The 26,830-nt window shown below is 67.4% G+C and carries 29 protein-coding genes and 1 tRNA gene; 4 read left to right on the top strand and 26 right to left on the bottom strand.

Going from position 1 to position 26,830, the window contains the following annotated elements:
* Positions 1 to 30: 30 nt before the first annotated feature.
* From frr to AC3WRV_RS08780, 25 genes are all read right to left on the bottom strand, one after another.
* The gene (frr, locus tag AC3WRV_RS08900; RefSeq protein ID WP_291840570.1) at positions 31 to 588 is read right to left on the bottom strand and encodes a ribosome recycling factor; all 558 of its coding nucleotides are present in this window, start codon (positions 586 to 588) and stop codon (positions 31 to 33) included.
* Positions 589 to 618: 30 nt separating this feature from the next.
* A complete protein-coding gene (gene pyrH / locus AC3WRV_RS08895; protein WP_291840567.1) occupies positions 619 to 1,362 on the bottom strand; it encodes a UMP kinase in 744 nt (247 codons plus the stop codon).
* 106 nt (positions 1,363 to 1,468) lie between these two features.
* Positions 1,469 to 3,142, bottom strand: coding sequence for a ribonuclease J (locus AC3WRV_RS08890; protein ID WP_492312961.1), 1,674 nt, complete (start codon positions 3,140 to 3,142; stop codon positions 1,469 to 1,471).
* Positions 3,139 to 3,918, bottom strand: a complete 780-nt coding sequence (locus AC3WRV_RS08885) for a type III pantothenate kinase (protein ID WP_492312960.1) — start codon at positions 3,916 to 3,918, stop codon at positions 3,139 to 3,141. The genes AC3WRV_RS08890 and AC3WRV_RS08885 overlap by 4 nt, the downstream gene beginning before the upstream one ends.
* Positions 3,919 to 4,668: a biotin--[acetyl-CoA-carboxylase] ligase gene (locus AC3WRV_RS08880; protein ID WP_492312959.1), complete on the bottom strand. Its 750-nt coding sequence runs from the start codon at positions 4,666 to 4,668 to the stop codon at positions 3,919 to 3,921.
* A gap of 2 nt (positions 4,669 to 4,670) precedes the next feature.
* A complete protein-coding gene (nuoN, locus tag AC3WRV_RS08875) occupies positions 4,671 to 6,116 on the bottom strand; it encodes an NADH-quinone oxidoreductase subunit NuoN (protein WP_492312958.1) in 1,446 nt (481 codons plus the stop codon).
* Positions 6,117 to 6,123: 7 nt separating this feature from the next.
* Positions 6,124 to 7,611, bottom strand: coding sequence for an NADH-quinone oxidoreductase subunit M (locus AC3WRV_RS08870; RefSeq protein WP_492312957.1), 1,488 nt, complete (start codon positions 7,609 to 7,611; stop codon positions 6,124 to 6,126).
* Positions 7,612 to 7,613: 2 nt separating this feature from the next.
* Positions 7,614 to 9,698 (bottom strand): NADH-quinone oxidoreductase subunit L, encoded by a 2,085-nt coding sequence (gene nuoL, locus AC3WRV_RS08865; RefSeq protein WP_492313595.1) that lies wholly within the window; start codon positions 9,696 to 9,698, stop codon positions 7,614 to 7,616.
* Between the two features lie 8 nt (positions 9,699 to 9,706).
* The gene (nuoK, locus tag AC3WRV_RS08860; protein ID WP_291839400.1) at positions 9,707 to 10,015 is read right to left on the bottom strand and encodes an NADH-quinone oxidoreductase subunit NuoK; all 309 of its coding nucleotides are present in this window, start codon (positions 10,013 to 10,015) and stop codon (positions 9,707 to 9,709) included.
* A complete protein-coding gene (locus AC3WRV_RS08855) occupies positions 10,015 to 10,641 on the bottom strand; it encodes an NADH-quinone oxidoreductase subunit J (RefSeq protein WP_492312956.1) in 627 nt (208 codons plus the stop codon). The genes nuoK and AC3WRV_RS08855 overlap by 1 nt, the downstream gene beginning before the upstream one ends.
* A 74-nt stretch (positions 10,642 to 10,715) precedes the next feature.
* Entirely contained in the window at positions 10,716 to 11,207 is a 492-nt protein-coding gene (gene nuoI, locus AC3WRV_RS08850) for an NADH-quinone oxidoreductase subunit NuoI (protein WP_492312955.1), read from the bottom strand.
* Entirely contained in the window at positions 11,207 to 11,422 is a 216-nt protein-coding gene (locus AC3WRV_RS08845) for a hypothetical protein (protein WP_492312954.1), read from the bottom strand. Before AC3WRV_RS08845 ends, nuoI begins: the two co-directional genes overlap by 1 nt.
* Complete coding sequence (locus tag AC3WRV_RS08840) at positions 11,419 to 11,664, bottom strand: hypothetical protein (protein ID WP_492312953.1); 246 nt, start codon at positions 11,662 to 11,664, stop codon at positions 11,419 to 11,421. The genes AC3WRV_RS08845 and AC3WRV_RS08840 overlap by 4 nt, the downstream gene beginning before the upstream one ends.
* A complete protein-coding gene (gene nuoH, locus AC3WRV_RS08835; RefSeq protein ID WP_492312952.1) occupies positions 11,661 to 12,851 on the bottom strand; it encodes an NADH-quinone oxidoreductase subunit NuoH in 1,191 nt (396 codons plus the stop codon). Before nuoH ends, AC3WRV_RS08840 begins: the two co-directional genes overlap by 4 nt.
* Positions 12,852 to 12,854: 3 nt before the next feature.
* Entirely contained in the window at positions 12,855 to 14,900 is a 2,046-nt protein-coding gene (gene nuoG, locus AC3WRV_RS08830; RefSeq protein WP_492312951.1) for an NADH-quinone oxidoreductase subunit NuoG, read from the bottom strand.
* Positions 14,900 to 15,373, bottom strand: a complete 474-nt coding sequence (locus AC3WRV_RS08825) for a hypothetical protein (RefSeq protein ID WP_492312950.1) — start codon at positions 15,371 to 15,373, stop codon at positions 14,900 to 14,902. Before AC3WRV_RS08825 ends, nuoG begins: the two co-directional genes overlap by 1 nt.
* 20 nt (positions 15,374 to 15,393) lie before the next feature.
* Positions 15,394 to 15,879: a hypothetical protein gene (locus tag AC3WRV_RS08820; protein ID WP_492312949.1), complete on the bottom strand. Its 486-nt coding sequence runs from the start codon at positions 15,877 to 15,879 to the stop codon at positions 15,394 to 15,396.
* A gap of 6 nt (positions 15,880 to 15,885) precedes the next feature.
* The gene (gene nuoF, locus AC3WRV_RS08815) at positions 15,886 to 17,199 is read right to left on the bottom strand and encodes an NADH-quinone oxidoreductase subunit NuoF (protein ID WP_492312948.1); all 1,314 of its coding nucleotides are present in this window, start codon (positions 17,197 to 17,199) and stop codon (positions 15,886 to 15,888) included.
* Positions 17,200 to 17,275: 76 nt separating this feature from the next.
* Positions 17,276 to 17,545, bottom strand: a complete 270-nt coding sequence (locus AC3WRV_RS08810; protein ID WP_492312947.1) for a hypothetical protein — start codon at positions 17,543 to 17,545, stop codon at positions 17,276 to 17,278.
* Positions 17,542 to 17,721, bottom strand: a complete 180-nt coding sequence (locus AC3WRV_RS08805) for a hypothetical protein (protein ID WP_492312946.1) — start codon at positions 17,719 to 17,721, stop codon at positions 17,542 to 17,544. Before AC3WRV_RS08805 ends, AC3WRV_RS08810 begins: the two co-directional genes overlap by 4 nt.
* Positions 17,718 to 18,380, bottom strand: coding sequence for an NADH-quinone oxidoreductase subunit NuoE (gene nuoE, locus AC3WRV_RS08800; protein WP_492312945.1), 663 nt, complete (start codon positions 18,378 to 18,380; stop codon positions 17,718 to 17,720). Before nuoE ends, AC3WRV_RS08805 begins: the two co-directional genes overlap by 4 nt.
* A complete protein-coding gene (locus AC3WRV_RS08795; RefSeq protein WP_291839461.1) occupies positions 18,377 to 19,555 on the bottom strand; it encodes an NADH-quinone oxidoreductase subunit D in 1,179 nt (392 codons plus the stop codon). The genes nuoE and AC3WRV_RS08795 overlap by 4 nt, the downstream gene beginning before the upstream one ends.
* An 89-nt stretch (positions 19,556 to 19,644) precedes the next feature.
* Positions 19,645 to 20,268 (bottom strand): NADH-quinone oxidoreductase subunit C, encoded by a 624-nt coding sequence (locus AC3WRV_RS08790; protein ID WP_492312944.1) that lies wholly within the window; start codon positions 20,266 to 20,268, stop codon positions 19,645 to 19,647.
* On the bottom strand, positions 20,265 to 20,918 hold the full coding sequence (locus tag AC3WRV_RS08785; RefSeq protein ID WP_492312943.1) for a NuoB/complex I 20 kDa subunit family protein: 654 nt from the start codon (positions 20,916 to 20,918) through the stop codon (positions 20,265 to 20,267). The genes AC3WRV_RS08790 and AC3WRV_RS08785 overlap by 4 nt, the downstream gene beginning before the upstream one ends.
* Complete coding sequence (locus AC3WRV_RS08780; protein ID WP_492312942.1) at positions 20,888 to 21,265, bottom strand: NADH-quinone oxidoreductase subunit A; 378 nt, start codon at positions 21,263 to 21,265, stop codon at positions 20,888 to 20,890. The genes AC3WRV_RS08785 and AC3WRV_RS08780 overlap by 31 nt, the downstream gene beginning before the upstream one ends.
* Positions 21,266 to 21,474: 209 nt before the next feature.
* Between AC3WRV_RS08780 and AC3WRV_RS08775 the strand changes: the two genes are divergently transcribed.
* Together AC3WRV_RS08775 and AC3WRV_RS08770 are read left to right on the top strand one after the other, a co-directional pair.
* Positions 21,475 to 23,106 (top strand): AbgT family transporter, encoded by a 1,632-nt coding sequence (locus tag AC3WRV_RS08775; RefSeq protein ID WP_492312941.1) that lies wholly within the window; start codon positions 21,475 to 21,477, stop codon positions 23,104 to 23,106.
* Positions 23,107 to 23,201: 95 nt separating this feature from the next.
* A tRNA-Asp gene (locus tag AC3WRV_RS08770) sits at positions 23,202 to 23,278 on the top strand.
* A gap of 119 nt (positions 23,279 to 23,397) precedes the next feature.
* On the opposite strand, the gene AC3WRV_RS08765 is transcribed toward AC3WRV_RS08770, so the two are convergent.
* Positions 23,398 to 23,757, bottom strand: a complete 360-nt coding sequence (locus AC3WRV_RS08765) for a hypothetical protein (RefSeq protein ID WP_492312940.1) — start codon at positions 23,755 to 23,757, stop codon at positions 23,398 to 23,400.
* 239 nt (positions 23,758 to 23,996) lie between these two features.
* Here AC3WRV_RS08765 and AC3WRV_RS08760 point away from each other — a divergent pair, with 239 nt between their 5' ends.
* Together AC3WRV_RS08760 and AC3WRV_RS08755 are read left to right on the top strand one after the other, a co-directional pair.
* Entirely contained in the window at positions 23,997 to 25,631 is a 1,635-nt protein-coding gene (locus AC3WRV_RS08760) for a DEAD/DEAH box helicase (RefSeq protein WP_492312939.1), read from the top strand.
* 113 nt (positions 25,632 to 25,744) lie between these two features.
* On the top strand, positions 25,745 to 26,800 hold the full coding sequence (locus AC3WRV_RS08755; RefSeq protein WP_492312938.1) for a GGDEF domain-containing protein: 1,056 nt from the start codon (positions 25,745 to 25,747) through the stop codon (positions 26,798 to 26,800).
* The last annotated feature ends 30 nt before the right edge of the window (positions 26,801 to 26,830 follow it).

Raw genomic sequence — 26,830 nt, 5'->3', positions numbered from 1 at the left:
GCGTCGGCTATCCTATGGCAGATCGCGCCATCAGACCTGCATGATCTCAACTTCCTTGGCCTTCAAGGCCTCGTCGACACGCTTGATGGCCGCGTCCGTGTCCTTCTGGACCTCGGCTTCCATCTTCTTCTGCTCGTCCTGGCTGATGTCGCCCGCCTTCTCGGCCTTCTTCAGGTCGTCGTTGGCGTCGCGGCGCACGTTGCGGACGGCGATCTTCTGCTGCTCGGCGTATTTGCCGGCCAGCTTGGCGAACTCCTTGCGGCGTTCCTCGGTCAGCGGCGGGATCGGGATGCGCAGCATCTGGCCGTCCAGGATCGGGTTCAGGCCCAGGCCGGCGGAGCGGATGGCCTTCTCGACCGCGACGACCATTCCCTTGTCCCAGACGCTGACCGACAGCAGGCGCGGCTCGGGCACGCTGATGGCGGCGACGGCGTTCAGCGGCGAGGTCGAGCCGTAGGCTTCCACCTGCACCGGATCCAGCAGGCCGGCGTGGGCGCGGCCGGTGCGCAGGCCGTTGAACTCTTCCTTCAGGGCGGCGACCGCCTTGTCCATGCGATCGCGGTAGGTCTTCAGATCGGGCTTGGCCATGATCGTTTCTCTCGTCTTCTTATAAGGTTGTCAGGCGGCCTTGCCGTCGGCGCTTATGACGGTGAAGTGGCCCTTCCCGGTCAGGGCGTTCCGGAACGACCCGTCTTCCCGGATGGAGAAGACCACGATCGGAATGCCCGAGTCACGCATAAGGGCCACGGCCGAGGCGTCCATGACCTTCAGGTCGCGCGCCAGGACGTCGTGGTAGGTCAGGGTGTCGTAGCGGGTCGCCGTCGGGTCCTTCTTCGGGTCGGCGGTGTAGACGCCGTCCACGCTGGTGCCCTTCAGTAGGGCGTCGCAGCCCATTTCGGCGGCGCGCAGGGCGGCGCCCGAGTCGGTGGTGAAGAAGGGCGCGCCGACACCGGCGGCGAAGATCACCACACGTCCCTTCTCAAGGTGGCGCAGGGCGCGGCGGCGCACATAGGGCTCGGCCACCGCGTTCATGGTCAGGGCGCTCTGCACCCGGGTCTGGACCCCGATCTTCTCCAGCGCGGCCTGCATGGCCAGGGCGTTCATGACCGTCGCCAGCATGCCCATGTAGTCGGCCGAGGCGCGATCCATGTCGCCCGCCGCCTTGGACAGGCCGCGGAAGATGTTGCCGCCGCCGATGACCAGGCAGATTTCGACGCCCTCGCGGGCCACGTCGGCGATGGCCCCGGCCACCGAGGCCACGGTCTTCATGTCGATGCCGTAGCCCTGATCGCCCATCAGCACCTCGCCCGACACCTTGAGCAGGACGCGTTTGTAGCGGAACTCGGACGGAACGTCGGGCATGGGCAGACCTTGGGCGGGGGATTCGGCTCCTTATAGGAACCTCACCGCCCGCTTCAAAGCCCCGGCGACATACAGACCCCGGATGATCGCGGTTCCGGCCCGCTTCCTAGAGCCGCAGGATGATCGTCTCGACGATCGGACGGCGGTCCCAGATCTGCTGGCTGGCCTTCTTCAGCACGCGCGAGATGGCCTGCTCGATGACCATTTCGTCCTCCAGCGCCGGGCCCTTGAGCTTCAGGACCGTCTGCTCGACCCGTTCGGCCAAATCGTCCAGGGCGTCGCCCAGCGGCGCCTCTTCATCGCCCGGCAGGCCGATGGCCCGCACGTCGATGTCGCTGACGATCTTGCCGCGCCGGTCCATGGCGAAGCTGACGATCAGCACGCCGTTGGTCGAGGCGTGACGCCGCTCGTGCAGGGCCTCGCCCTGTTCGGTCACCAGACGCCCGCCGTCGACGTACAGGCGGCCCGAGGGCACTTCGTCGATGATGGCGGCGGGTCCGGGGGCCAGGCGCACCATGTCGCCGTTGCGCGGCGTCACCGTTTCCGGAACGCCCATGTCCTTGGCCAGGTTGGCGTGTTCGGCCAGGTGGCGGCGCATGCCGTGGGTCGGCACGGCGATCTTCGGCCGCGCCCATTCGTACATCTGCTTCAGTTCGTCCCGGCACGGGTGGCCCGAGACGTGGATGCCGCGGTGATCCTTCTCGGTGTAGAGGCGCACCCCGCGGTCCGCGAGCTTGTCCTGCAGACGCCCGACCGACAGCTCGTTGCCCGGGATGACCCGCGACGAGAAGATGCAGTGGTCGCCGTTGCTCAGCTTCACATAGGGGTGGGTGCCCTCGGCGACCCGGGACAGGGCGGCGCGAACCTCGCCCTGGCTGCCGGTGCACAGGTACAGGATCTCATCGGCCGGCCAGATGCGGGCCTCCTGCTCGCTCAGGAACGGCTTGATGTCGTGCAGCATGCCCACGTGCTTGGCCGCCGCGGTGATGCGGTGCATCGACCGGCCGGCCAGCGACACGCGGCGTCCCGCGGCCTCGGCGGCGCGGATCACGCTGTCCATCCGGGCCACGTTGGACGCGAAACAGCCCACGGCGATGCGGCCCTTCAGCCCGCCGATCAACTCGGTCAGGGCGTCGCGCACCCCGCCCTCGGACCCGGCCGAACCCTCGACGAAGACGTTGGTCGAGTCGCAGACCATGGCCAGGACGCCGTCGTCGCCCAGCTGGCTGATGGCCTTGGCGTCGGTGACGCCGCCGATGATGGGATCGTCGTCGATCTTCCAGTCGCCGGTGTGCAGCACCGTGCCCAGCGGCGTCTTGATCGCCAGGCCGTTCGGCTCGGCGATCGAGTGGGTCATGGTGACGAAGGTGACGTCGAACGGCCCCAGGTTGATCGAGCCGCCCAGCGGCACCTCGATCAGTTCGACCTGGTCCAGGATGCCCGCCTCGCGCAGCTTCTCGCGGATCAGATAGGCGGTGAACGGCGTGGCGTAGAGCGGAGCCTTCATCCGCGTCCACAGCCAGCCCAGCGCGCCGATATGGTCCTCGTGCGCATGGGTCAGGACGATGCCGCGGATCTTCTCGCCTTCCAGGAAGGCCGGATCGGGCACGATCACATCGACGCCGGGCGTCGACAGGTCGCCGAAGGTCACGCCCACGTCCACGATCAGCCATTGGCGATCACGCTCGGGGCCGTAGCCGTACAGGTTCAGGTTCATGCCGATTTCGCCCGACCCGCCTAGCGGCAGGAAGACGAATTCGTCGTCAGCTTGTTTTTTCATTTGTCCTTGAGATGGGTGTTCCGCCGCCAGATTTCGAGCAGGCCGCGGATGGTCAGGTCCGGATCGAACCGGTCGATGCTGTCGGTCGCGCCTTCGAACAGGGAGACCACGCCCCCGGTTCCGATGACGGTCATGGGCTTGCCCCACTCGGCCTTGATCCGGGCCACCAGGCCTTCGATCAGGGCGATATATCCCCAGAACACGCCGGACTGCATGTTGGTGACGGTGTCCTTGCCGATCACCTTGCCGGGCTTCTGGATGGCGATGCGCGGCAGCATGGCCGCCGCCTCGTGCAGCGCCTGCAGGCTGAGGTTCACGCCGGGCGCGATCACGCCGCCCTCGAACGCGCCGTCCGCCGCGATGACGTCGAAGGTCGTGGCCGTGCCGCTGTCGATGACGATCAGGTCGCCCGGATACATCAGGTGCGCGCCCATGGCGTTGACCAGCCGGTCGGCGCCCGCCTCGCTGGGCTTCAGGATGCGCACCGGAATGCCCAGTTCGACATTGTCGCCGATCACCATCGGCTCGACGTTCAGATAGCGCCGCGACAGGTTGCGCAGGTTGAAGATCGACTGCGGCACCACGCTGGAGATGATGCAGCCGTCCAGCTGGCCCAGGGTCAGGCCGCGCATGGTCAGAAGCTGGGTCAGCCACACGGCGTATTCGTCCGCCGTGCGCTGGGAATCGGTCGCCGCGCGCCACTGGGCGATCCAGTCGGCGCCGTCATGCACCGCGAAGAGCGTGTTGGTGTTGCCCTGTTCGATCGCCAGCAACATTCAGCCGCCCTCCCCGAAGAACACGTCACCCGCCGAGATAAGGCGCAGGCTCCCGTCCGCCAGTCTCAGCCGCAGCGCCCCGTCCGCCTCCACGCCCTCGGCGCGGCCCTCGACGGTCTCGTGGCCCAGCCGGGCGACGGCGGGTCCGTCCAGGCCCGGCGTCCGCGCCGCCCAGGCGTCGAGGATCGGCTGGAAGCCCAGCGTCTCCCAGCGGTCGATCCAGACCCCGAAGGTCTCGGCCAGTTGCTCGGCCGCGACCTCCACCTTCGGCGGGGCGATATGTTCGGCGGACAGATGGTGCGACAGGGCGGCTGCGGGACGCTCAGTCCCCGCCGGCGCCTCGGCCAGATTGACCCCGATGCCCACGGCCAGCCACAGGCCGCCGCTCGCATGGGCGCCGGATTCCACGAGGATGCCGCAGGCCTTCCGGCCCGCCAGCATCACGTCATTGGGCCATTTGATCGTCACCAGCGACGGCGGCGCATACCGGTCCAGCAGGTCGGCGACGGCCAGGGCGGCGATGAAGGTCACCTGCGCCGCCTCGGCGGGCGGCTTGCGGGTGGTCGTCAGCAGGGTCGTGAACAGATTGCCCGTGTTGGCTTCCCACGCCCGCCCCCGCCGACCGCGGCCGGCGGTCTGACGGCGCGCGGCGATCCACAGCGGTCCGGCCTCGCCGGCCTCGGCCCGGCGACGGGCCTCCGCATTGGTGGAATCGGTGTGGTCGAGCAGCAGGACGGGGGCGGTCGCCACCCCTATCCGACCCCGAAGCCCGCCGCGGCGCGAGCGGCCAGCGGAACCAGCCACGGCAAGGCCACGATGACCACGGGGAAGCTGAAGGCCGCGCAGGCCATGGCGATGGTGCGGGCCTCGACCGGCGCGGCGTCGGTCGGCGCGGTGCCTTCCGGAGCCGGATCGAACCACATCAGCTTGATGATGCGCAGATAGTAGAAGCCGGCCACGACCGAAGCCACCAGACCGGCGGCGCCGACCATCCAGTAGCCCGCCTCGGCGGCGGCGCCGAAGACGTAGTACTTGGCCCAGAAGCCCGACAGCGGCGGCATGCCCAGCACCGACAGCGACAGGACGGTCAGCGCGATCGTGGTCAGCGGACGCTCCTTCCGCAGGCCCGCCAGGTCGGCGATCTTGCGGATCGGACGGCCGCCGCGGCTCAGCGACAGCAGGATGGCGAAGAAACCGAACTGGTCGATGACGTACAGGGTCATGAACATCAGCATGGCCTGGATGCCTAGGGTCGTGCCCACGGCGATGCCCAGCAGGGCGTAGCCGATGTTGGCGATCGACGAATAGGCCAGCAGGCGCTGCAGGTCCTTCTGCGCCAGGCCGCCGAAGGCGCCCACCGCGAAGCTGATCAGCGAGATCAGGATCAGCACCTGCGACCACTGGTCATGCGAGCCGGCGAAGCCGCCTTCCAGGGTGCGGGCGATCAGGATCATGGCCGCGACCTTGGGGGCCGTGGCGAACAGGGACACGACCGGGGTCGGGGCGCCTTCGTAGACGTCCGGCGTCCACATGTGGAACGGCGCGGCCGAGACCTTGAAGGCCAGGCCCGAGATCAGGAACACCAGGCCGAAGATCAGACCGGTCGACGGATTGGCCGCGGCGTAGGCGGCGATGTCCTCGAACCGCATCGAGCCGGTGAAGCCGTAGATCAGGCTGGCGCCGTACAGCAGCAGGCCCGACGACAGGGCGCCCAGGACGAAATACTTCAGGCCCGCCTCGGACGCCTTCAGGTCGTCACGGTGGAAGGCGGCCAGCACATACAGGGCCAGCGAGTGCAGCTCGATGCCGACGTAGAGCGAGATCAGGTCGCCCGACGAGGCCATCATGCCCATGCCGGCCGAGGCCAGCACGATCAGGACCGGGAATTCGAAGCGCGCGATCTTGGACCGGTGCATCCAGCCGTTGCCCAAGACGATGGCGGCGGCGCTGGACAGGAAGATCACGGCCTTGCCGTAGACGGCCAGCGGATCGGCCACATAGGCGCCGTTGAACGCCTGGCCCAGCGGACCCGTCACGGTGACGGCGGTGGCGGCGATCAGCAGCAGCACCGACAGCCAGGACACCAGGCCGGCGCTGCGCTCGCCCGAGAAGGCGCCGACCATCAGCAGCACAAGGCCGCCGACGGCGAGCGTGATCTCGGGGGCCGAGAGTTGGAGGGCGGAAATCAGATCAGGCATCATGGTCTCAGCCACCGATCGCGAGTTGATAGGCGGACGTCAGGGCCCCGACCGAGGCGTTGGTGTAGTCCAGCACCAGCCCGGGCTGGACGCCCAGCAGCAGGGTGCCGACGATCAGCGGCGTGAAGATCAGAAGCTCGCGCTTGTCGATATCCAGGATGTCCTTGAGCTTCGGATTGGTGATCTCGCCGAACATGACGTTGCGGTACAGCGTCAGGGCGTAGACCGCCGAGAAGATCACGCCCGAGGCGGCGAACAGGGCCGTCCAGGTGGAGACCTGGTAGACGCCGGTCATGGTCAGGATCTCGCCGATGAAGCCCGAGGTCCCCGGCAGGCCGACGTTGGCCATGGTGAACATCAGGAAGATGGCGGCGAACCATGGCATCCGGCTGGTCAGACCGCCGTAGAAGGCGATCTCGCGGGTGTGCATCCGGTCATAGACCACGCCGACGCAGAGGAAGAGCGCGCCCGAGATCAGGCCGTGGCTCAGCATCTGGAAGACCGCGCCCTGCACGCCCTGATCGTTGCCGGCGAAGATGCCCATGGTCACGAAGCCCATGTGCGCGACCGACGAATAGGCGATCAGCTTCTTGATGTCGGTCTGACGGAAGGCGACCAGCGAGGTGTAGACGATGGCGATGGCCGACAGGGTGAAGACCAGCGGCGCGAACATCTTGGACGCGTCCGGGAACATCGGCAGGTTGAACAGGATGAACCCGTAACCGCCCAGCTTCAGCAGGATGCCGGCCAGGATGACCGAGCCCGCCGTCGGCGCCTGAACGTGGGCGTCGGGCAGCCAGGTGTGCACCGGCCACATCGGCATCTTCACCGCGAACGAGGCGAAGAAGGCCAGCCACAGGATCGGCTGCGCGGTCGGCGAGAAGGCGAATTCCTTGAGCGCCGGGATGCTGGTGGTGCCGGCGGTATGCGCCATCCACAGCATGGCCAGGAACATCAGGACCGATCCCAGCAGGGTGTACAGGAAGAATTTGTACGCCGCGTAGATGCGGTTCGCCCCGCCCCACACCCCGATGATGATGAACATCGGGACCAGGGTGCCTTCGAAGAAGATGTAGAACAGGAACAGGTCCAGCGACGTGAACACGCCGATGACCAGCGTCTCCAGCACCAGGAAGGCGATCATATAGTCGCTGACGCGGTCCTTGATCGAGTTCCAGCTGGCCAGGATGCAGATCGGCATCAGGAAGGCGGTCAGCAGGACGAACAGGATCGAGATCCCGTCCACCCCCAGGTGATACTGCGCGCCCGCGAACCAGACGTAGCGTTCGACGAACTGATAGGCGGCGCTGGACTGGTCGAAGTTCGCGACCAGCACGACCGAGACGGCCAGCGTCACCAGGGTGGTGACCAGGGCGATCCAGCGCGCGGCGCTGTCCACCGAACCCTTGCCCAGCAGGCGGGTCAGCAACAGCAGGCCCGCGCCGACCAGCGGCAGGAAGGTGACGACGCTCAGGATGTAGGGGATCTGAGGCATGATCAGGCTCCCCACGCGGAGATGGCGAAGGCCAGGAACAGGCAGAGACCGATGAGCATCACGAACGCATAGAAGTAGACATAGCCGGACTGGAAGCGGGCGAGCCCGCCGGCGAACTTACGCGACAGCCAGGCGAAGCCGTTCGGCCCTCCTCCGTCGATGATCTTCACGTCGCCGATCTTCCAGAAGAAGTCGCCCAGCGCCTTGGCGCCCTTGACGAACACGAACTGGTACAGCTCGTCGAAGTACCACTTGTTGTACAGGAAGGCGTGAACCACGCCGCCACGATCGGCCATCCGGCGCGCCATGCCCTCCTTGAGGACATAGAGCCAGAAGGCGGCGAAGGTGCCGACCAGGGTCATGACCAGCGGCGACCACTTCACCCAGGTCGGAACCGAGTGGGCGTCGTGCAGGACGTGGTTGTGCGGGCCCGAGAAGATCGCGGCCTTCCAGAACTCGCCCTCGTGGTGCCCGATGAAGAAGGGCGCGAAGACGAAACCGGCGGCCACGGCGCCGACCGACAGGGCCAGCAGCGGAACCAGCATGATCCACGGGCTCTCGTGCGGCTTCAGCGGGCCGTGGTGGCCATGGTCGTCATGAGCGTGATCGTCATGCGCGTCCGGCTCGGAGTGGGTCTCCAGCTGGGCGTGCGAGGCGTGGTCGTCATGCGCGTGCGCATGATCGTCGTGGTGCTCGTCCTTCCACACCGGCTTGTTGTGGAAGGTCATGAACACCAGGCGCCACGAATAGTAGGCGGTCAGGCCGGCGGCGAAGATGCCGACGAAGAAGGCGAACAGGCCGATCGGCGAGTGGCCCGACGCCGCGGCGGCGAAGGCGCTCTCGATGATGGCGTCCTTGGAATAGAAGCCGGCCAGGCCGCCGATCCCGGGGATGCCCAGGCCGGTGATGGCGATGGTGCCGATGGTCATGACCGCATAGGTCACGGGCAGCAGCTTCCACAGGCCGCCCATCTTCCGCATGTCCTGCTCGTGGTGCATGCCGTGGATCACCGAGCCGGCGCCCAGGAACAGCAGCGCCTTGAAGAAGGCGTGGGTGAACAGGTGGAACATGGCCGCCTCATAGGCGCCCACGCCCGCGGCGAAGAACATGTAGCCCAGCTGCGAACAGGTCGAATAGGCGATGACCCGCTTGATGTCGTTCTGGGCCAGGCCGACGGTCGCGGCGAACAGGGCCGTGACCGCGCCGATGGTGGCGACGATGGCCGAAGCGGTCGGCGCGTACTCGAACAGCGGCGACAGCAGGCAGACCATGTAGACGCCGGCGGTGACCATGGTCGCCGCGTGGATCAGGGCCGACACCGGGGTCGGGCCTTCCATCGCGTCCGGAAGCCAGGTGTGCAGGAAGAACTGGGCCGACTTGCCCATGGCGCCGATGAACAGCAGGAAGGCCGCCAGATCGAGCCCCGACCAGGTGTGGCCCAGGAACTCCCAGCCCGTGCCGGCCTTGGCGGCGATCATCGGGAAGAACTCGGCGAACTGGATAGTGCCGAACATCCAGAAGACGGTGAAGATGCCCAGGGCGAAGCCGAAGTCGCCGACCCGGTTGACCACGAAGGCCTTGATGGCGGCGGCGCTGGCGGTGGGTTTCTTGTACCAGAAGCCGATCAGCAGATAGGACGCCAAGCCCACCCCTTCCCAGCCGAAGAACAGCTGCATGAAGTCGGCGGCGGTGACCAGCGCCAGCATGGCGAAGGTGAACAGCGACAGGTAGGCGAAGAACCGCGGCTTGTCCGGGTCCTCGGCCATGTAGCCCCAGGAATACAGGTGAACCAGCGACGACACGCTGGTCACGACCACCAGCATCGTGGCCGACAGGGCGTCGATGCGGATCGACCAGTTGGAGACGAAGTCGCCGACGTGGATGAAGGGCGCCAGGGTGAGCGTGAACGGCTCCAGATGGCCCCAGGTCCACTGGCTGAACACGATCCAGGCGATGACGCACGAGAAGAACAGCAGGCCCGTGGTGATGGCCTGGGAGACGACGTTGCCCAGTCGGCGGCCCGACAGGCCGACGATGGTCGCGCCCAGAAGCGGGGCGAAGATCCCGAGAGTGACGAGGAGCTGGATATTCACGATCAGCCCTTCATGACCGAGGCGTCGTCCACGGCGATGTCGCCGCGGTTACGGAAGAAGGTCACCAGGATGGCCAGGCCCACGGCCGCCTCGGCGGCGGCCACGGTCAGCACGAACATGGCCATGATCTGCCCCGACACGTCGTTGAGGTAGCTCGAGAAGGCGACGAAATTGATGTTCACGGCCAGCAGGATCAGCTCGATCGACATCAGGATGATGATGACGTTCTTGCGGTTCACGAAGATGCCGAACACCCCGATGGTGAACAGAATGGCGGCGACCGCCAGATAGTGCTGCAGGGTGACGACCATCAGACCAGATCCTCGGGGGTGACGCCCGCGCCGGTGGTGACCGACTTCACTTCCATGGCCGTCTTGGCGTCGCGACCGACCTGGTCGGCGACGTTCTGGCGCTTGATGTGGGGCTTGTGGCGCAGGGTCAGGACGATGGCGCCGATCATGGCGATCAGCAGCACGATGCCTGCGGCCTGGAAGAAGTAGACGAAGTCCGTATAGAGCACCCGGCCGATCGTCTCGACGTTCGAGGCGTCCGCCGTCGCGACCATCGGCGAGGCCGCGTCCGCGGCGGCGCCGCGGTTCACCACGGTCAGCGAGATCATGACCATCTCGGCCAGCAGGACACCCGCGACGATCACCGCCAGCGGCAGGTACTGCGCGAAGCCTTCGCGCAGCCGCAGGAAGTCGACGTCCAGCATCATGACGACGAACAGGAACAGCACCGCCACGGCGCCGACGTAGACCACGATCAGAAGCATGGCCAGGAACTCCGCCCCCAGCAGGACGAACAGCCCCGCCGACGAGAAGAAGGCCAGGATCAGCCACAGCACGCTGTGCACGGGGTTCTTCGCCGTGACGACCAGAAGGCCGGCCACGACGGCCACCGTCGACAGCAGATAGAAGGCAATGCCTTGCAACATCGGAGGCCTCAGCCCCTTTCGGTTATGGGCGGCGATCCCTGGTGGAATCGTCCTCCCCGTTCAGCGATTGCGCCTTAGCGGTAAGGCGCGTCGAGTTCCAGATTCTTGGCGATCAGCCGTTCCCAGCGGTCGCCGTTCGCCAGCAGGCGATCCTTGTCATAGAGCAGTTCTTCGCGGGTCTCGGTGGTGAACTCCGAGTTCGGACCTTCCACGATGGCGTCCACCGGGCAGGCCTCCTGGCACAGGCCGCAGTAGATGCATTTGACCATGTCGATGTCGTAGCGGGTCGTGCGGCGGCTGCCGTCGGCGCGCGGTTCGGCCTCAATGGTGATGGCCTGGGCCGGGCAGATGGCTTCGCACAGCTTGCAGGCGATGCAGCGTTCCTCGCCGTTCGGATAGCGGCGCAGCGCATGCTCCCCGCGGAAGCGCGGCGACTGCGGATTGCGCTCGAACGGATAGTTCACCGTGGCCTTGGGTCGGGCCATGTATTTCAGCGACAGGCCGATGGCGCCGACGGCGTCGAGCAGCAGAGCGCCTTTCGCGGCCTGGACGAGACGGTTCAGCATTATTGCGCGCCTCCGGTACGCGGGCACTCGCGGGCGTAACGCTCGCTCTGTTTATCCATCGCCTCGCAACGCTGGAGGCGCTCGGCCTCCTGACGCTGGATGCGTTCCTGGCGCTGCTGCCACTGATGGGGCGACACCGGCAGGGGTTCGTAGGGCTGGCCCGCGCAGGCGGTCAGCGTGGCCGCGGCCACGAGAAGGGTCAGGACGCGCATCATTGGCCGCGCTCCATCCGCTCGCAGGCCTCGCGCCGGCGCCGCTGGTCCTCCTGGCTTCCGCCCCGAGGCTCGATCCTGCAGTCCGGATGTGTCTGGGCGCCGCGCTGGCGGGCGCCCTCGGCGCGATCCATGCGGTCGATCGGCGAGATCACCTCGGGCTGGATCGGCTTGAAGACCGTCTGGCAGCCGCCGGCGACCAGCGCCGCCAGCATCAGTCCGGAAAGGGCGAGGGTGCGGATCATGAACCCACCGCGAACACGCGCCAGGCGGCGACGGCGACCACGCAGACCAGCGAGGTCGGCAGGAAGATCTTCCAGCCCAGGCGCATCAGCTGATCGTAGCGGTAGCGGGGCACGAAGGCCTTCACCAGCGCGATCATGCAGAACCAGAAGACGATCTTGGCCAGGAAGGTGACCAGATAGACCGCCTGCTCCAGCCAGCCCGGCAGGGCGTCCAGCCAGTCCTGCGGCACGCCCGGGTTCCAGCCGCCGAAGAACAGCAGGCTGATCATGGCGCACATGAAGACGATGTTGGCGTACTCGCCGATCATGAACAGCAGGTACGGGGTCGAGGAGTATTCGACCTGATAGCCGGCCACCAGTTCGGACTCCGCCTCGGGCAGGTCGAACGGCGGGCGGTTGGTCTCGGCCAGGGCCGAGACGAAGAAGATGATCGCCATCGGGAACATCACCAGGATCGTCGGCCAGGTCCCTGCCCCGCCGCCGAAGGCGAACCAGTTCCAGATCATGCCCTGCTGCTGGGTGACGATCGAGGTCAGGTTCATCGTCCCGGCCAGCAGGATGACGTTGATGATCACCAGGCCGATGGAGACTTCGTACGAAACCATCTGCGCGGCGGACCGCAGCGAGCCGAGGAACGGATACTTCGAGTTCGAAGCCCAGCCACCCATGATGATGCCGTACACGCCCAGCGAGCTGATCGCGAAGATGTACAGGATGCCGACGTTCAGGTCGGAGACGACCCAGCCCGGCGCGAACGGAATGGCCGCCCACGCGATGAAGGCCAGGATGAAGGTCAGCAGCGGCGCCAGCAGGAAGACGACCTTGTCGGCGCCGGCCGGGACGACGATTTCCTTCAGCACGAATTTGAAGAAGTCGGCGAACGACTGCAGCAGGCCGAACGGGCCCACCACGTTCGGGCCTTTGCGCATCTGCACGCCCGCCCAGATCTTGCGGTCGGCCAGCAGCAGGAAGGCCAGCGAGATCAGGATCCCGACGGTGACCAGCAGGATCCCGCCCGCGGTGATCAGGGTCCAGCCCACCGGACCGGCCCAGAAGGCCGGCGGGATCAGGCCCCAGGCCCAGACGGCCAGGGCGACGAGGCCCGCGGCGACGGCCAGACCGACGACGGTCAGAAACAGCACCGCCAGGACGTTCGGCTTGGACTTGGGGGAAACGACGTCGGTCATCGGTTACTCCGCCGCCATCGCGACCGGGGCGATCCGCTGGGCGGACAGCTCGGCCATCGTCACGCTGGCGCGCGTGATCGGGTTGTTCAGGTAGGGGTCGCGCACCGTCGAGGCGAAGGCCACGTCGCCCAGGTCGCCCTTCTTGCCCAGCGCCGCCACGTCGAACGACGCCGGCGTCGGCAGGTAGTCGATGCGGCCGAAGGTCGGATGGTCCGCCATCAGCTTGGCGCGCAGCGCGTCCAGCGTGTCGTACGGCAGGGTCTGGCCGACCAGGGCCGACAGGGCGCGCAGGACGGCCCAGTCTTCCTTGGCCTGTCCCTTGGGGAAGACGACGCGTTCGGCCATCTGCACCCGGCCTTCGGTGTTCACATACAGGCCCGACTTCTCGGTGTAGGCGGCGCCCGGCAGGATCACGTCGGCGCCGTGGGCTCCCCGGTCGCCGTGTGAACCCAGGTAGACGCGGAAGGCGTCCGAGCCGCCCAGTTCGATCTCGTCGGCGCCCAGCAGGAACAGCACGTCCAGCGCGCCCGGCTTGATCATCTCGGCGACGGTCTTGCCGCCCTCGCCCGGGACGAAGCCCATGTCCAGGCCGCCCACGCGCGAGGCGGCGGTGTGCAGGACGTTGAAGCCGTTCCAGCCTTCGGTGACCACGCCGACCTTCTTGGCCAGCGCGCCCAGGGCGTTCAGCACGGCCGGGCCGTTCGCGCCGGTCAGGGCGCCCGAGCCGACGATGATCGCCGGACGCTCGGCCTTGGTCAGGAAGTCCATCGCCGCCTTGGGCAGCTTGGCCAGGGTCTTGGAGCCGGCGCCCAGCCAGCTGTAGTCGAAGGTCAGGGCGGCCTGTTCGCCGATCAGGCCGATCTCGCTCTTGCCGGCCAGCCAGCCCTTGCGCAGGCGGGCGTTCAGCAGCGGCGCCTCGGTGCGCGGGTTGGCCCCCACGATCAGGACGGCGTCCGCGTTTTCAATGCCTTGCAGGCCGGTGTTGAACAGCCAGCCTTCGCGCGGACCGACGCCCAGGGCGGCGCCGTCCTGGCGGCAGTCGGTGTGGGCCGAACCCAGGGCGCGGAACAGGTCCAGCGCCGCCTTCATCGATTCCGCGTCCTGCAGGTCGCCGCCGACCAGGCCGATGCGATCGGCCGGCGCGGCGTTCAGCTTGGCGGCCACGACACCCAGGGCCTCGTCCCACGAGGCGGCGCGCAGGCGGCCGTTCTCACGCACATAGGGGCGGTCCAGGCGCTGGCGTTGCAGGCCGTCGACGGCGTAGCGGCTCACGTCCGACAGCCATTCCTCGTTGATGCCCTCGTTCACGCGCGGCAGCACGCGCATGACTTCCGAGCCCTTGAAGTCGGCGCGGATGTTCGAGCCCAGCGCGTCCATGACGTCGATGGTCTCGGTCTTCTTCAGCTCCCACGGGCGGTAGTGGTACTGCCACGGGCGGTGCGTCAGGGCGCCCACCGGGCACAGGTCGTTGACGTTGCCCGACAGCTCGCTGTCGATGTTCTTTTCCAGATAGGTGGTGATCTCGGCGTCTTCGCCGCGCGAGATCATGCCGATGTCCGGCACGCCGGCGACTTCGGTGATGAAGCGGACGCAACGCGTGCACTGAATGCACCGCGTCATGAAGGTCTTCACCGTCGGACCCATGTTCTTTTCTTCGACCGCGCGCTTGTTCTCGGCGTAGCGCGAGCCGTCACGGCCGTAGCCGACGGCCTGGTCCTGCAGGTCGCATTCGCCGCCCTGGTCGCAGATCGGGCAGTCCAGCGGGTGGTTGATGAGCAGGAACTCCATCACCCCTTCGCGGGCCTTCTTCACCATCGGCGTGTCGGTGAAGATCTCCTGGCCCTCGGCGGCCGGCAGGGCGCACGACGCCTGCGGCTTCGGCGGTCCGGGCTTCACCTCGACCAGGCACATCCGGCAGTTGCCGGCGATGGACAGGCGCTCGTGGTAGCAGAAACGCGGGATCTCATGGCCGGCCTTTTCGGCGACCTGGAGCACGGTCATCCCGGGCTCGAACTCGGTTTCTACGCCGTTGACCTTGGCGACGGGCATCAGCGGGCCTCTTGCTCAGCAGCGACGGAATACCGTTCCGTGGCTGTGCTCCCATCCGGGAGCGTCGTGTTGATGGTGATGGCGTCGCCGTCAAGGACGAAGCGCACCGCCGGGTCGCCGGACTGGTTCATCCAGCGGTTCTGTTCGGGATTGCTCGCATCGACCGGCTTCCAGGTGACCATGTCGCCGTCGACCCGGCATTGCGCCCGACGACGTCCGCCGTCGACCGGCGCACGCCACGACGCGTTGACCACCGGGCCTTCCAGCCCGTCGATCTGGATGGCCGACAAGTCCTGTCCGTGGATCGCGGCCAGACCGGCCTGACAGACGCGGCGCAGGTCGGCGGCGGTCAGCACGGCCGGCACGCTGGCCTCGGCGTCCGACGCGGGGTTCACGGCCGAGACCTTCTCCGCCGGCGTCGCGGCAGGCGCGTCCGTCCGCTCGCCGCAGGCGGCGAGGGAGAGGATCAGCATCAAAGGCGCGACAGCGTGTTTCACTCTTCGAACGCGGGGCGGGTGTTGGACCATTCGATGGACTGCACGACGCCCGGCTGGGGGCCGTCGACGGTGAAGATCTTCAGGAAACGGCCGTCCGGGCTGCGCCAGTTGGTCAGGCAGTTGCCCATACCGGTCCCGGCGCAGCTGTTCACTTCCGGCAGCACCTCGACGGTGCTGGGGCATTCGCGGACGGAAATCTCGCGCTGCTGCTGCATCGCGTCCGGACAGACCGTGAACTCCTCGTCATTGGTGTCCACGGGCGTGAAGCCTGCTGCGACCAGCCGGGCGCGCACGGTCCAGTAGCTTTCACCGGCCTTGGGCGTCACGTCCGACGTCGCGGGCGCAGCAGCCGGGGCGGCCGGCTCGGCGGGAGCGGCCGCAGGCGCGGGGGTCTCGGCCTTGGCCGGAGCCTCGGCGGGCTTGAGCGAGCAGGCGACCAGCGCCGCCGCCGACAGCATCAGGATTGAAAGACGCGTGGACATCTTCCCCTACTCCGCCGCGATCGCATGGCCGGCGAAGTTCGCGCGGCGGCTGCGGTATTGGGCGATGCGGTCCTCGATCTCATGGCGGAAGTGGCGGATCAGCCCCTGCACCGGCCACGCCGCGGCGTCGCCCAGGGCGCAGATGGTGTGACCTTCCACCTGGCCGGCCACGTCCAGCAGCAGGTCGATCTCGGACGGGTCGGCATCGCCGATCGCCATCCGCTCCAGCACGCGCCACATCCAGCCGGTGCCTTCACGGCACGGCGTGCACTGGCCGCAGCTCTCGTGCTTGTAGAAATAGCTGATGCGGGCGATCGCCTTCACCAGGTCGGTCGACTCGTCCATGACGATGACCGCCGCGGTCCCCAGACCCGAGCGCATATCGCGCAGGGAGTCGAAGTCCATCAGCGCCGTCTCGGACATCTCGCGCGTGATCAGCGGCACGGAAGAGCCGCCCGGGATCACGGCCTTCAGATTGTCCCAGCCGCCGCGCACGCCGCCGCAGTGCTCTTCCAGCAGCTGCTTCAGCGGGATCGACATCGCCTCTTCGACATTGCACGGCCGGTTCACGTGGCCGCTGATGGTCATCAGCTTGGTGCCCGTGTTGTTCGGCCGGCCGAAGCCGGCGAACCACTCGGCCCCGCGGCGCAGGATGGTGCCGACGACCGCGATCGACTCGACGTTGTTCACCGTGGTCGGGCAGCCGTATAGGCCCGCGCCGGCCGGGAACGGCGGCTTCAGGCGCGGCTGGCCCTTCTTGCCTTCCAGGCTCTCCAGCAGGGCGGTCTCTTCGCCGCAGATGTAAGCGCCCGCGCCATGGTGGATGTAGACGTCGAAGTCCCAGCCGTGGACGTTGTTCTTGCCGATCAGCTTGGCCTCGTAGGCCTGCTTGACCGCCGCCTCCATGCGCTCGCGCTCCAGCACATATTCGCCGCGCAGGTAGATGTAGCAGGCGTGCGCCTGCATCGCGAAGCTGGCGATCAGGCAGCCCTCGATCAGCAGCTGCGGATCGTGGCGCATGATCTCCCGGTCCTTGGCGGTCCCGGGCTCGGATTCGTCGGCGTTGACCACCAGGTAGTGAGGACGATCCTTCACCTCCTTGGGCATGAAGGACCACTTCAGGCCGGTCGAGAAGCCGGCGCCGCCGCGTCCGCGCAGGCCCGAGTTCTTGACGTTGGTGATGATCCAGTCCCGACCCAGGTCGAGCATGTCCTTCGTCGCGTTCCACGCGCCGCGTTTCTTCGCGCCCTCAAGGCCCCAATCCTGGAGACCATAGAGGTTGGTGAAGATGCGATCCTTGTCTTCGAGGATTCCGACCATGGTCAGTTCAGATCTCCACGCCGGCCACCGGCGTTGCTCAATTGGTTTCCCGACGTCTTGGGATACTGCCCGGCCATCACAGGCCCTCCCTCAGGCGGCGCTTGTGGTGCTGGGTGCGCATGAACCGGCCGGCCAGGAACAGCACCCAGCCGGCGGCCACGGCGCCGAAGGCGACCACCGTCAGCGTCTGATCGGCGGGCAGGCCGGCGTAACGGGTGCCCAGGACATAGCCGGCGCCGGCCACGACCAGCGCCAGCCCGCCCAGCCGGTACGGACGGCCCACGGCCATCAGTTCCTTGCGGTAGGCCGCGCGGCCTTCCTCGGTGTCGAGATCCGGCAGGCTCATGACGCCCCGCCCCTGCGCGCCCGCGCCAGGTTGGCGATCCCGAGAAGCACGAACATCGCGCCGACGCCGTAGAACGCCGCCTCTTTACCCATCCAGGCAGCCAGGCACCACATCGCACCCGCGGCGATGAACAGGCCCGAGGCGACTTGGGGGCTGAGAGTCGGCTTGTGGGTCATGCCGTCACCGGATCGCTGTTGGGCAGCTTCTTGATCGGCTTGGCCGCCGAGCCGTCATACAGCTTGGCGTCGGTCAGGGTCAGGGCCCCGCCTTCCGGCTCCGAGCTGGCGCGGCCGACGCGCGAGCCGGGCTTGGGCTTCTTGCCGGCGGCGAAGTCGTCGATGATCTGCGCCATGTTCTCGGCGGTCAGGTCTTCGAAATAGTAGTCGTTGATCATCGCCATCGGCGCATTGGCGCAGGCGCCCAGGCACTCGACCTCTTCCCAGGTGAAGCGGCCGTCGGCGCTCAGGGTCTGCTTGGGCCCGATCTTCTTCTTGCAGACGTCCATCAGGTCGCCGGCGCCGCGCAGCATGCAGGGCGTCGTGCCGCACACCTGGATCAGGGCCGCCGAGCCGACCGGCTCCAGCATGAACATGGTGTAGAAGGTCGCGACCTCCAGCACCCGGATGAAGGGCATGCCCAGCAGTTCGGCGATGGCGCGGATGGCGGGCTCGGAGACCCAGCCCTCCTGCTTCTGGACCAGCCACAGGATCGGGATCACCGCCGACTGGCGACGGTTCTCGGGATATTTGGCGATCCACCAGTCGCACTTGGTCTTGGTCGCCTTCGAGAAGGCGAACGAGGCCGGCTGTTCCTTGGCGAGACGACGAACGCTCATCGGTCCACTTCTCCGAAAACGATGTCGAGCGAACCGAGGATGGCGGACACGTCGGCCAGCATGTGGCCGCGGTTCATCCAGTCCATCGCCTGCAGCGAGCGGAAGCCCGGCGCCGAGATCTTCACGCGATAGGGTTTGTTGGTGCCGTCCGACACCAGATAGATGCCGAACTCGCCCTTGGGCGCCTCGACCGAGGCGTAGACCTCGCCCTCGGGCGTCTTGAAGCCCTCGGTGTAGAGCTTGAAGTGGTGGATCAGCGCTTCCATCGAGCGCTTCATCTCACCACGCTTGGGCGGGACGATCTTGTTGTCCTCGATCATCACCGGCTCGCCGGGGCAGTTGCGCAGCTTGTGGATGCACTGCTCCATGATCCGCACCGACTGCTTCATCTCCTCGATGCGGCACAGGTAGCGGTCCCAGCAGTCGCCGTTCTTGCCGACGGCGATGTCGAACTCCAGGTCGGCATAGCACTCGTACGGCTGCGACTTGCGCAGGTCCCACGGGATGTCCGAGCCGCGGATCATCACGCCGGTGAAGCCCCAGTCGAGGGCCTGCTGCTTCGACACCACGCCGATGTCGACGTTGCGCTGCTTGAAGATGCGGTTCTCGGTGACGAGGCTCTCGATGTCCTTCAGCGCCGCCGGGAAAGTCTGGCACCAGCGGCCGATGTCGTCGATCAGGTCGCTGGGCAGGTCCTGGTGGACGCCGCCCGGGCGGAAGTAGTTGGCGTGCAGACGCGCCCCGCAGGCGCGCTCGTAGAACACCATCAGCTTCTCGCGTTCCTCGAAGCCCCAGAGCGGCGGCGTCAGGGCGCCGACGTCCATGGCCTGGGTCGTCACGTTCAGAAGATGGGAGAGGATGCGGCCGATTTCCGAGTACAGGACGCGGATCAGCTGGGCGCGGTAGGGCACCTCGACGCCGAGCAGCTTCTCGATCGCCAGGCAGAAGGCGTGCTCCTGGTTCATCGGCGCGACGTAGTCGAGGCGATCCAGGTACGGCACGTTCTGCAGATAGGTGCGCGCCTCCATCAGCTTCTCGGTGCCGCGGTGCAGCAGGCCGATGTGCGGATCGACGCGGGTGACCAGCTCGCCGTCCAGCTCCAGCACCAGGCGCAGCACGCCGTGCGCGGCCGGGTGCTGCGGGCCGAAGTTGATGGTGAATTTGCGGTCGTCCATCGCCCGGGCGTGGTCGGTCCGCCCGTCGTGCGGCAGGTCGTCGAACACGTCGGTGCCGACAGGGGCCGGGATGGTGTTGGAATCAGCCATCAGCCCTTCACCTTCTCGTCGCCCGGCAGGACCGGGGCGGGATACTCAGCGCCTTCCCACGGCGACAGGAAGTCGAAGTTGCGGAACTCCTGGGTCAGCTTGACGGGTTCGTAGACCACCCGCTTCTGCTCCTCGTCGTACCGGACCTCGACATAGCCGGTCATCGGGAAGTCCTTGCGCAGCGGATGTCCCTGGAAGCCGTAGTCGGTCAGCAGCCGGCGCAGGTCCGGATGGCCCTCGAACAGCATGCCGTACATGTCGAACGCCTCACGCTCGAACCAGTCGGCGCAGGGGAAGACCGACACGGCGCTCGGCACCGGCTGGACCTCGTCCGTCGTCACCTTCACGCGGATGCGCGCGTTCCGGGTCAGCGACAGCAGGTGATAGACCAACTCGAACCGCTCTTCCCGGTCCGGGAAGTCCACGCCGCACAGATCCAGCAGCTGCTGGAAGCCGAAGCGGTCCTTCAGCACCGTCAGGACCTCGACGATCTTCTCGCGGTCCGCGACCAGCGTCAGCTCGCCGAAGGCCACCTGCGCCTGCACGCCCAGCTCGGCCACCATCTCGGCGCCCAGCGGCGTCAGGGCGGTCTCGAGTTCCTGTTGCTTCACCAGAGAGGTCATCGGTCGATGGTCCCCGTGCGGCGGATCTTCTTCTGCAGCTGCAGCAGCCCGTACAGCAGCGCCTCCGCCGTCGGCGGGCAGCCCGGCACATAGGCGTCGACCGGGACCACCCGGTCACAACCACGAACAACGCTGTAGCTGTAGTGATAATAGCCGCCGCCGTTGGCGCAGCTGCCCATGGACAGCACATAGCGCGGGTCCGGCATCTGGTCGTAGACCTTGCGCAGGGCCGGAGCCATCTTGTTGGTCAGGGTGCCGGCCACGATCATCAGGTCGGACTGACGCGGGCTGGCGCGCGGGGCCATGCCGAAGCGCTCCATGTCGAAGCGCGGCATCGAGGCCTGCATCATCTCCACGGCGCAGCAGGCCAGACCGAAGGTCATCCACATCAGCGAGCCGGTGCGCGCCCAGTTGATGACGTCGTCCAGCGAGGTCGTGATGAAGCCCCGCTCGCCCAGTTCGGCGTTCACGGCCTCGAAGAATTTGTCGTGGATCGCCGGGTCATAGCCCTCGACGGTCGAGCGCGCGCCCATCCCGAAAGCGACGGGCGACGAGGCGCCCGGCCCCACCGGCGACGCGCCGGAGTTGCCCATGCCGATCAGCGGCACGTTGTTGGTCGTCACTCCCATTCGAGCGCGCCCTTCTTCCATTCGTAGATGAAGCCGACGGTCAGCACGCCGAGGAACACCATCATCGACCAGAAGGCGAAGATCATGCCCGCGTGCGACAGGTCGAACATCGACACCGCCCACGGGAACAGGAAGGCCACTTCCAGGTCGAAGATGATGAAGAGGATCGACACCAGGTAGAAGCGCACGTCGAACTTCATGCGCGCGTCGTCGAACGCGTTGAACCCGCACTCATAGGCGGACAGCTTCTCCGAGTCGGGGTTCTTGGGGGCCAGCACCCAGGCGGCCAGCATGAAGCCGAGCCCGAGCACCGCCGCGATCCCGAGAAAGATCACGATCGGCAGATATTCGAGAAGGAATGCATTCATCCGGAGGGACCTCGTCCGCCACAGAGGGAGGGGCGGATTCGGCGCTTTCTAGCCCCGGAACTGCCGGGGTTCAAACCCATATGGTGAAAGGTTTTTCTTGCGAACGGTTCGCAGATTTGCGGGCGACATGTCGCAGGGCCCGCGTCTTGTCCCGAACCGCCGCTTCACGCCTATGGAAGTTCGCGAAACAATCCGGGGGAGATACGCGGATGGCCATTGGCGCACGGGTCCTGAACGCCGTCGAACGGGTGGGCAACCGCCTGCCCGACCCGGTCTTCCTCTTCCTCTGGCTCATCGGCGGGCTGATCGTGCTCAGCCTGATCGGCTCGGGCCTGGGCTGGGCGGCGGTCAATCCGGTCACCGGCGACACCCTGAAGGCGGTCAGCCTGCTCGCGCCCGAGAATCTGGAGCGGCTGATCATCGGCATGCCGCGCACCCTGGCGGAGTTCCCGCCGCTGGGCATCGTCATCACCATCATCTACGGCGCCTCGGTCGCGGAGCGCAGCGGACTGTTCTCCACCGCCATCCGCAGCGCCCTGCTGAACGCCCCCAAATCCATCCTGACGCCCATCGTGGTGATCACCGGCATGGTCTCGCACCACGCCTCGGACGCCTCCTACGTCGTGGTCATCCCGCTGGCCGCGGTCATCTTCGCCGCGGCGGGCCGTCACCCGCTGGCGGGTCTCGCCGCCGGCTTCGCGGCCGTCTCGGGCGGCTACGCCGGCAATCTGTTCCCCGGCGCCAGCGACGCCCTAATCCTGGGCATCACCGAGCCGGCCGCCCACCTGATCGATCCGTCCTATTCGGTGAACATCGCGGGCAACTGGTTCTTCATCATCGGCGTCGTCGCCGTCTTCACCCCCATCGTCTGGTTCCTGACCGATCGGGTCATCGAGCCGCGCCTGGGGCCGTGGAAGCCCGCCGCCGGCGTCAACGCGCCCGCCGCGGACGAGAAGACGCCGCTGACCGCCGACGAAAAGCGCGGCCTGCGCTTCGCCGGCCTGACGGTGCTGGGCATGATCGCCCTGTGGACCCTGATCACCCTCCTGCCCGGCTCGCCCTTCGTCGATCCGGACGCCGAGGCCGCCCAGCGTTTCAACCCGCTCTACAAGTCGCTGGCCGCCTTCTTCGCCGTCACCTTCTTCGTCACCGGCGCGGCCTTTGGCGTCGGCTCGCGCACCGTGACCAACCATCGCGACCTGGTGCGCATGATGCGCGAGGGCATCTCCCAGCTGGCGCCCTACCTCGTGCTGGCCTTCTTCGCCGCCCACTTCGTAGCCATGTTCAACTGGTCGGGGCTGGGACCGATTCTGGCCATCAACGCGGCGGCCGGCCTGCAGCAGATCAACCTGCCCGCCCCGCTGCTGCTCATCAGCGTGGTCCTGGTGTCCTGCTTCTTCGACCTGTTCATCGGCTCGGCCTCGGCCAAATGGTCCGCGCTGGCGCCCATCGTGGTGCCCATGTTCATGCTGCTGGGCATCAGCCCGGAGATGACCACCGCCGCCTACCGCATGGGTGATTCCGTCACCAACATCGCCACGCCGCTGATGAGCTACTTCCCGCTGATTCTGACCTTCGCCCAGCGCTGGGACCCGAAATTCGGCCTGGGATCGCTGATGTCGACCATGCTGCCCTACGCGGGGGCCTTCCTGGTCGCCGGGCTGGCCATGGTCGCCGCCTGGGTCGCCTTCGACCTGCCGGTCGGCCCCGGCGTCGGCGTCCACTATGAACCACCCCCGCCCGCCGTGGCCGCCCAGCTGCCCGCGGACGGCGGCGTGGCGGGCCCCGTCGCGCCTCCGGAAGCCGCCGCGGTGGCGGGTCCGGGGGTCGCCAACCGCTGATCCGGATTTTCCTCATCCGACGTGCTTGACGCGCCCGGCGAGCCCGCCTAAACGACGCCCCTCGCCGCGGCGCACCAGCGCTTCGGTCGGGAAACGCGGGTGTAGCTCAGTTGGTTAGAGTGCCGGCCTGTCACGCCGGAGGTCGCGGGTTCGAGCCCCGTCACTCGCGCCATTCCTTCTTCTGAAGGGATGGCGCACCGCCCCCCTCCATCGATACCGATGACAACAAAACGGCCGCTCCCTTCGGAGCGGCCGTTTGTCTTTGCGCCTCAGGCGGCGGGTTGAGCGGCCCTACTGCCGTCCGGCGAGCAGCACGTTCTGGACGCGGCGGCCCAGCGGATCGCGCGACTGCCAGGTGTCGCCGACATCGGCCTCGATCAGCGCCGTGCAGAAGCGCGGGATCAGCATGTTGGGGCGCATGTTCGTCAGGCAGATTCGCTCGCCCTGCACGCTCCAGCGCGCGGCCAGGCGGCGGCCGTCCGAGAACTGGGCGGCGTAGCTGCCGTCCGGATTGAACCAGTGCTTGACCCAGCCGCCGTCCGGATACCGGGACATGACGGTGTTGCCGAAGGCGGAATTCATATCGGCCCGACCCGGGCCGGCGGCGAGACAGGCGACCGCAACGGTCGCCACGGCTAGCGCACGCAGCATACAGATACCCTCACAAAGACCCTTCCCGAGACGGACATTAACATCGTGTAAGGTTCTGCCAACCCCCGAACGCCGTCACACGAATAGTTGACTATCGCGCAGGGGCTTCTATATGCGGCCCACGTTACGGGACAGGACTGGCGAATTCGCGCCGCCCGCTCGCCCACGGCACAGGGCGGTTCCGAGACATCGCACGACGGCCCGATGCGCGGGGCGTCCTTCCACAGTCCCAAGGACCCATGACAGAATTCTCGCAACTGGGCCTCTCGCCCACGACCCTGCAAGCGGTCGCCGATACCGGCTATACGACCGCCACCCCCATTCAGGCCGCCGCCATCCCGGTGGCCCTCGCCGGCCGCGACGTCCTGGGCATCGCCCAGACCGGCACCGGCAAGACCGCCGCCTTCACCCTGCCCCTGATCGACCGGCTGCAGTCCGGCCGCGCCCGCGCCCGCATGCCGCGCGCCCTGGTGCTGGCCCCGACCCGCGAGCTGGCCGACCAGGTCGCTGAAAGCTTCGCCAAATACGCCAAGGGCACCAAGCTGAACTGGGTGCTGCTGATCGGCGGCGTGTCGATGGGCGACCAGGTCGCCGCCCTGAACAAGGGCGTGGACGTGCTGATCGCCACCCCGGGCCGCCTGATCGACCTGTTCGAGCGCGGCAAGATGATGCTGAACGGCGTCGAGATCATGGTCGTCGACGAAGCCGACCGCATGCTGGACATGGGCTTCATCCCGGACATCGAGAAGATCTTCAAACTGACGCCGCCCAAGCGCCAGACCCTGTTCTTCTCGGCCACCATGCCGCCCGAGATCACGCGCCTGACCACGCAGTTCCTCAAGGATCCGACCCGGATCGAGGCCTCGCGTCCGGCCATGACCGCCGACACCATCACCCAGTACATCGTCCGCATCCCGACCTCGGACCCCAAGGCCAAGCGCACCGCCCTGCGCGCCCTGGTCGGCCGCGACGACGTGAAGAACGGCATCGTCTTCTGTAACCGCAAGTCGGAAGTCGACATCGTCGCCAAGTCGCTCAAGCTGCACGGCTTCGACGCCGCGCCGATCCACGGCGACCTGGACCAATCCCTGCGCACCAAGACCCTGGCGGACTTCCGCTCGGGCGCGCTGAAGATCCTGGTGGCCTCCGACGTCGCCGCGCGCGGCCTGGACATCCCGGACGTCAGCCACGTCTTCAACTACGACGTCTCGCACCACGCCGACGACTATGTGCACCGCATCGGCCGCACCGGCCGGGCCGGCAAGCTGGGCCAGGCCTTCATGATCGTCACCCCCTCCGACGACAAGTCGCTGGATAAGGTGCTCAAGCTGATCAAGATGGACCCGCAGGAGCTGACGCTGGACGGCATCGACTTCGCCGCCATCAAGGACCAGCCGCGCCGTGACGGCGGTCGTGACAGTGGTCGTGATGGGGGCCGCGGCGACAAGCGCGGCCGCACCCGCAGCGAACGCCCTGCCCGCGCCCGCTCCGAGGACGCATCGGTCGAGGCCGCGGTCGAACAGCCCGCCGCTGAAGTCGCCGCGCCCGCCGCCGAAGAAGCCGCTCCCGCCCGCCGCACCCGCAGCCGTCGCGGCGCCAAGCCCGCCGTGGATGCGCCGGTCGAGGCCGCCCCGGTCACTGAGGCCGCGCCGGACGCCGTCGCGCCCGTGGCCGAAGCCGCCCCCGTTTCCGAACCTCGCGAACCCCGCGAACCGCGCCGCGAGCGGGGTCGTGGCCGGGATCGTGATCGGGACCGCAACGCCGACCGCCGCGAGGCCGCTCCGGCGGACGACGCGCGCGCCGGCAACGGCCGTCCGTTCGGCGAGGCCGATATCCCGGCCTTCCTGCGCCGCCCGGTGACGATCAAAAACTAACGGTTTTTCCGGCCTTCTTACGGTTACGCTTAACCCGGCGTTACCGATCGGCGTTCTAGCGTCTTGCCGCTGTATCCGTTCGTCAGGGGCGGATGCATGGGGAAGAATTCCGCATGACCTCGTCGGTCGAGACCACGCTCCGGGGACCGGAAGCCTATAGCCTGTCGCGTCGGGTGATCGATGAGATGGAGGCGGCGGGCGTCTGGCCCACCCCGCTGAATTTCGAATTGTGGCTCCACTATCTCGGGGACCCCGATGGGGCCCTGGGCCGTGAGATCCAGCGCATCCTGGCCGCCGAAGAGCCGTTCACCGAGGCCACCGCCGACATGCTGGCGGCCGAATACCTGCCGCGCGGACGCCTGACCGAAGAGATCCGCGACGCCGGCCGGGTGCTGGACCGCGAGTTGTCCAGCGTCGCCGACGCCATATCCCGGGCCCACAGGTCCCAGGCCGCCTACGGCCAGACCCTGGACAAGGCTGCCAGCAGCATCGACGCCGCCGGCGACGGCGAGACCCTGAAGACCATCGTCGGCGGCCTGAGCACCGCCACCCGCCGGGTCCAGCGCGAGAACGAGACGCTGGAGAAGAAGCTCGACGCCTCCACCAAGGAGGTCGCCCGCCTGCGCGAACACCTGGAACAGGTGCGCCGCGACGCGATGACGGACGCCCTGACCAACCTGGCCAACCGCAAGGCCTTCGACGAACATCTGGCCGCCGCCTGCCAGCAGGTCGAGGCCGACGGCGAACCGATGGTCCTGGCCGTCCTCGACGTCGATCACTTCAAGCGCTTCAACGACACCTGGGGCCACCAGACCGGCGACCAGGTCCTGCGCTATGTCGCCAGCGTCATCGGCCGCTACGGCCAGTTGCCCCGCATCGCCGCCCGCTACGGCGGCGAGGAGTTCGCCATCATCTTCCCGCGCGAGAGCAGCAAGCAGGTCGAGGTCGCGCTGGAGGCCATCCGCAAGGAGATCGCGTCGCGCTCGCTGCGACGCCGCTCCACCAATGACGAACTGGGCGCGGTGACCATCTCCGCCGGCTTCGCGGTGCGCCGTCCGGGCGAGACGGGCTCGACCCTGCTGGAACGCGCCGACGCGGCCCTCTACGCCTCCAAGCGGACCGGGCGGAACCGGGTCACCTCGGCCGAATCGCTCGACATCGCCGCCTGATCGGTTGGCCTGCCGTCAGAACAGGGCATA

The organism is Brevundimonas sp. EU05-FHT14B11, assembly GCF_058790835.1.
Note: the sequence above shows the minus strand (reverse complement) of the source record. Positions and strands in the feature narration are given on the sequence as shown.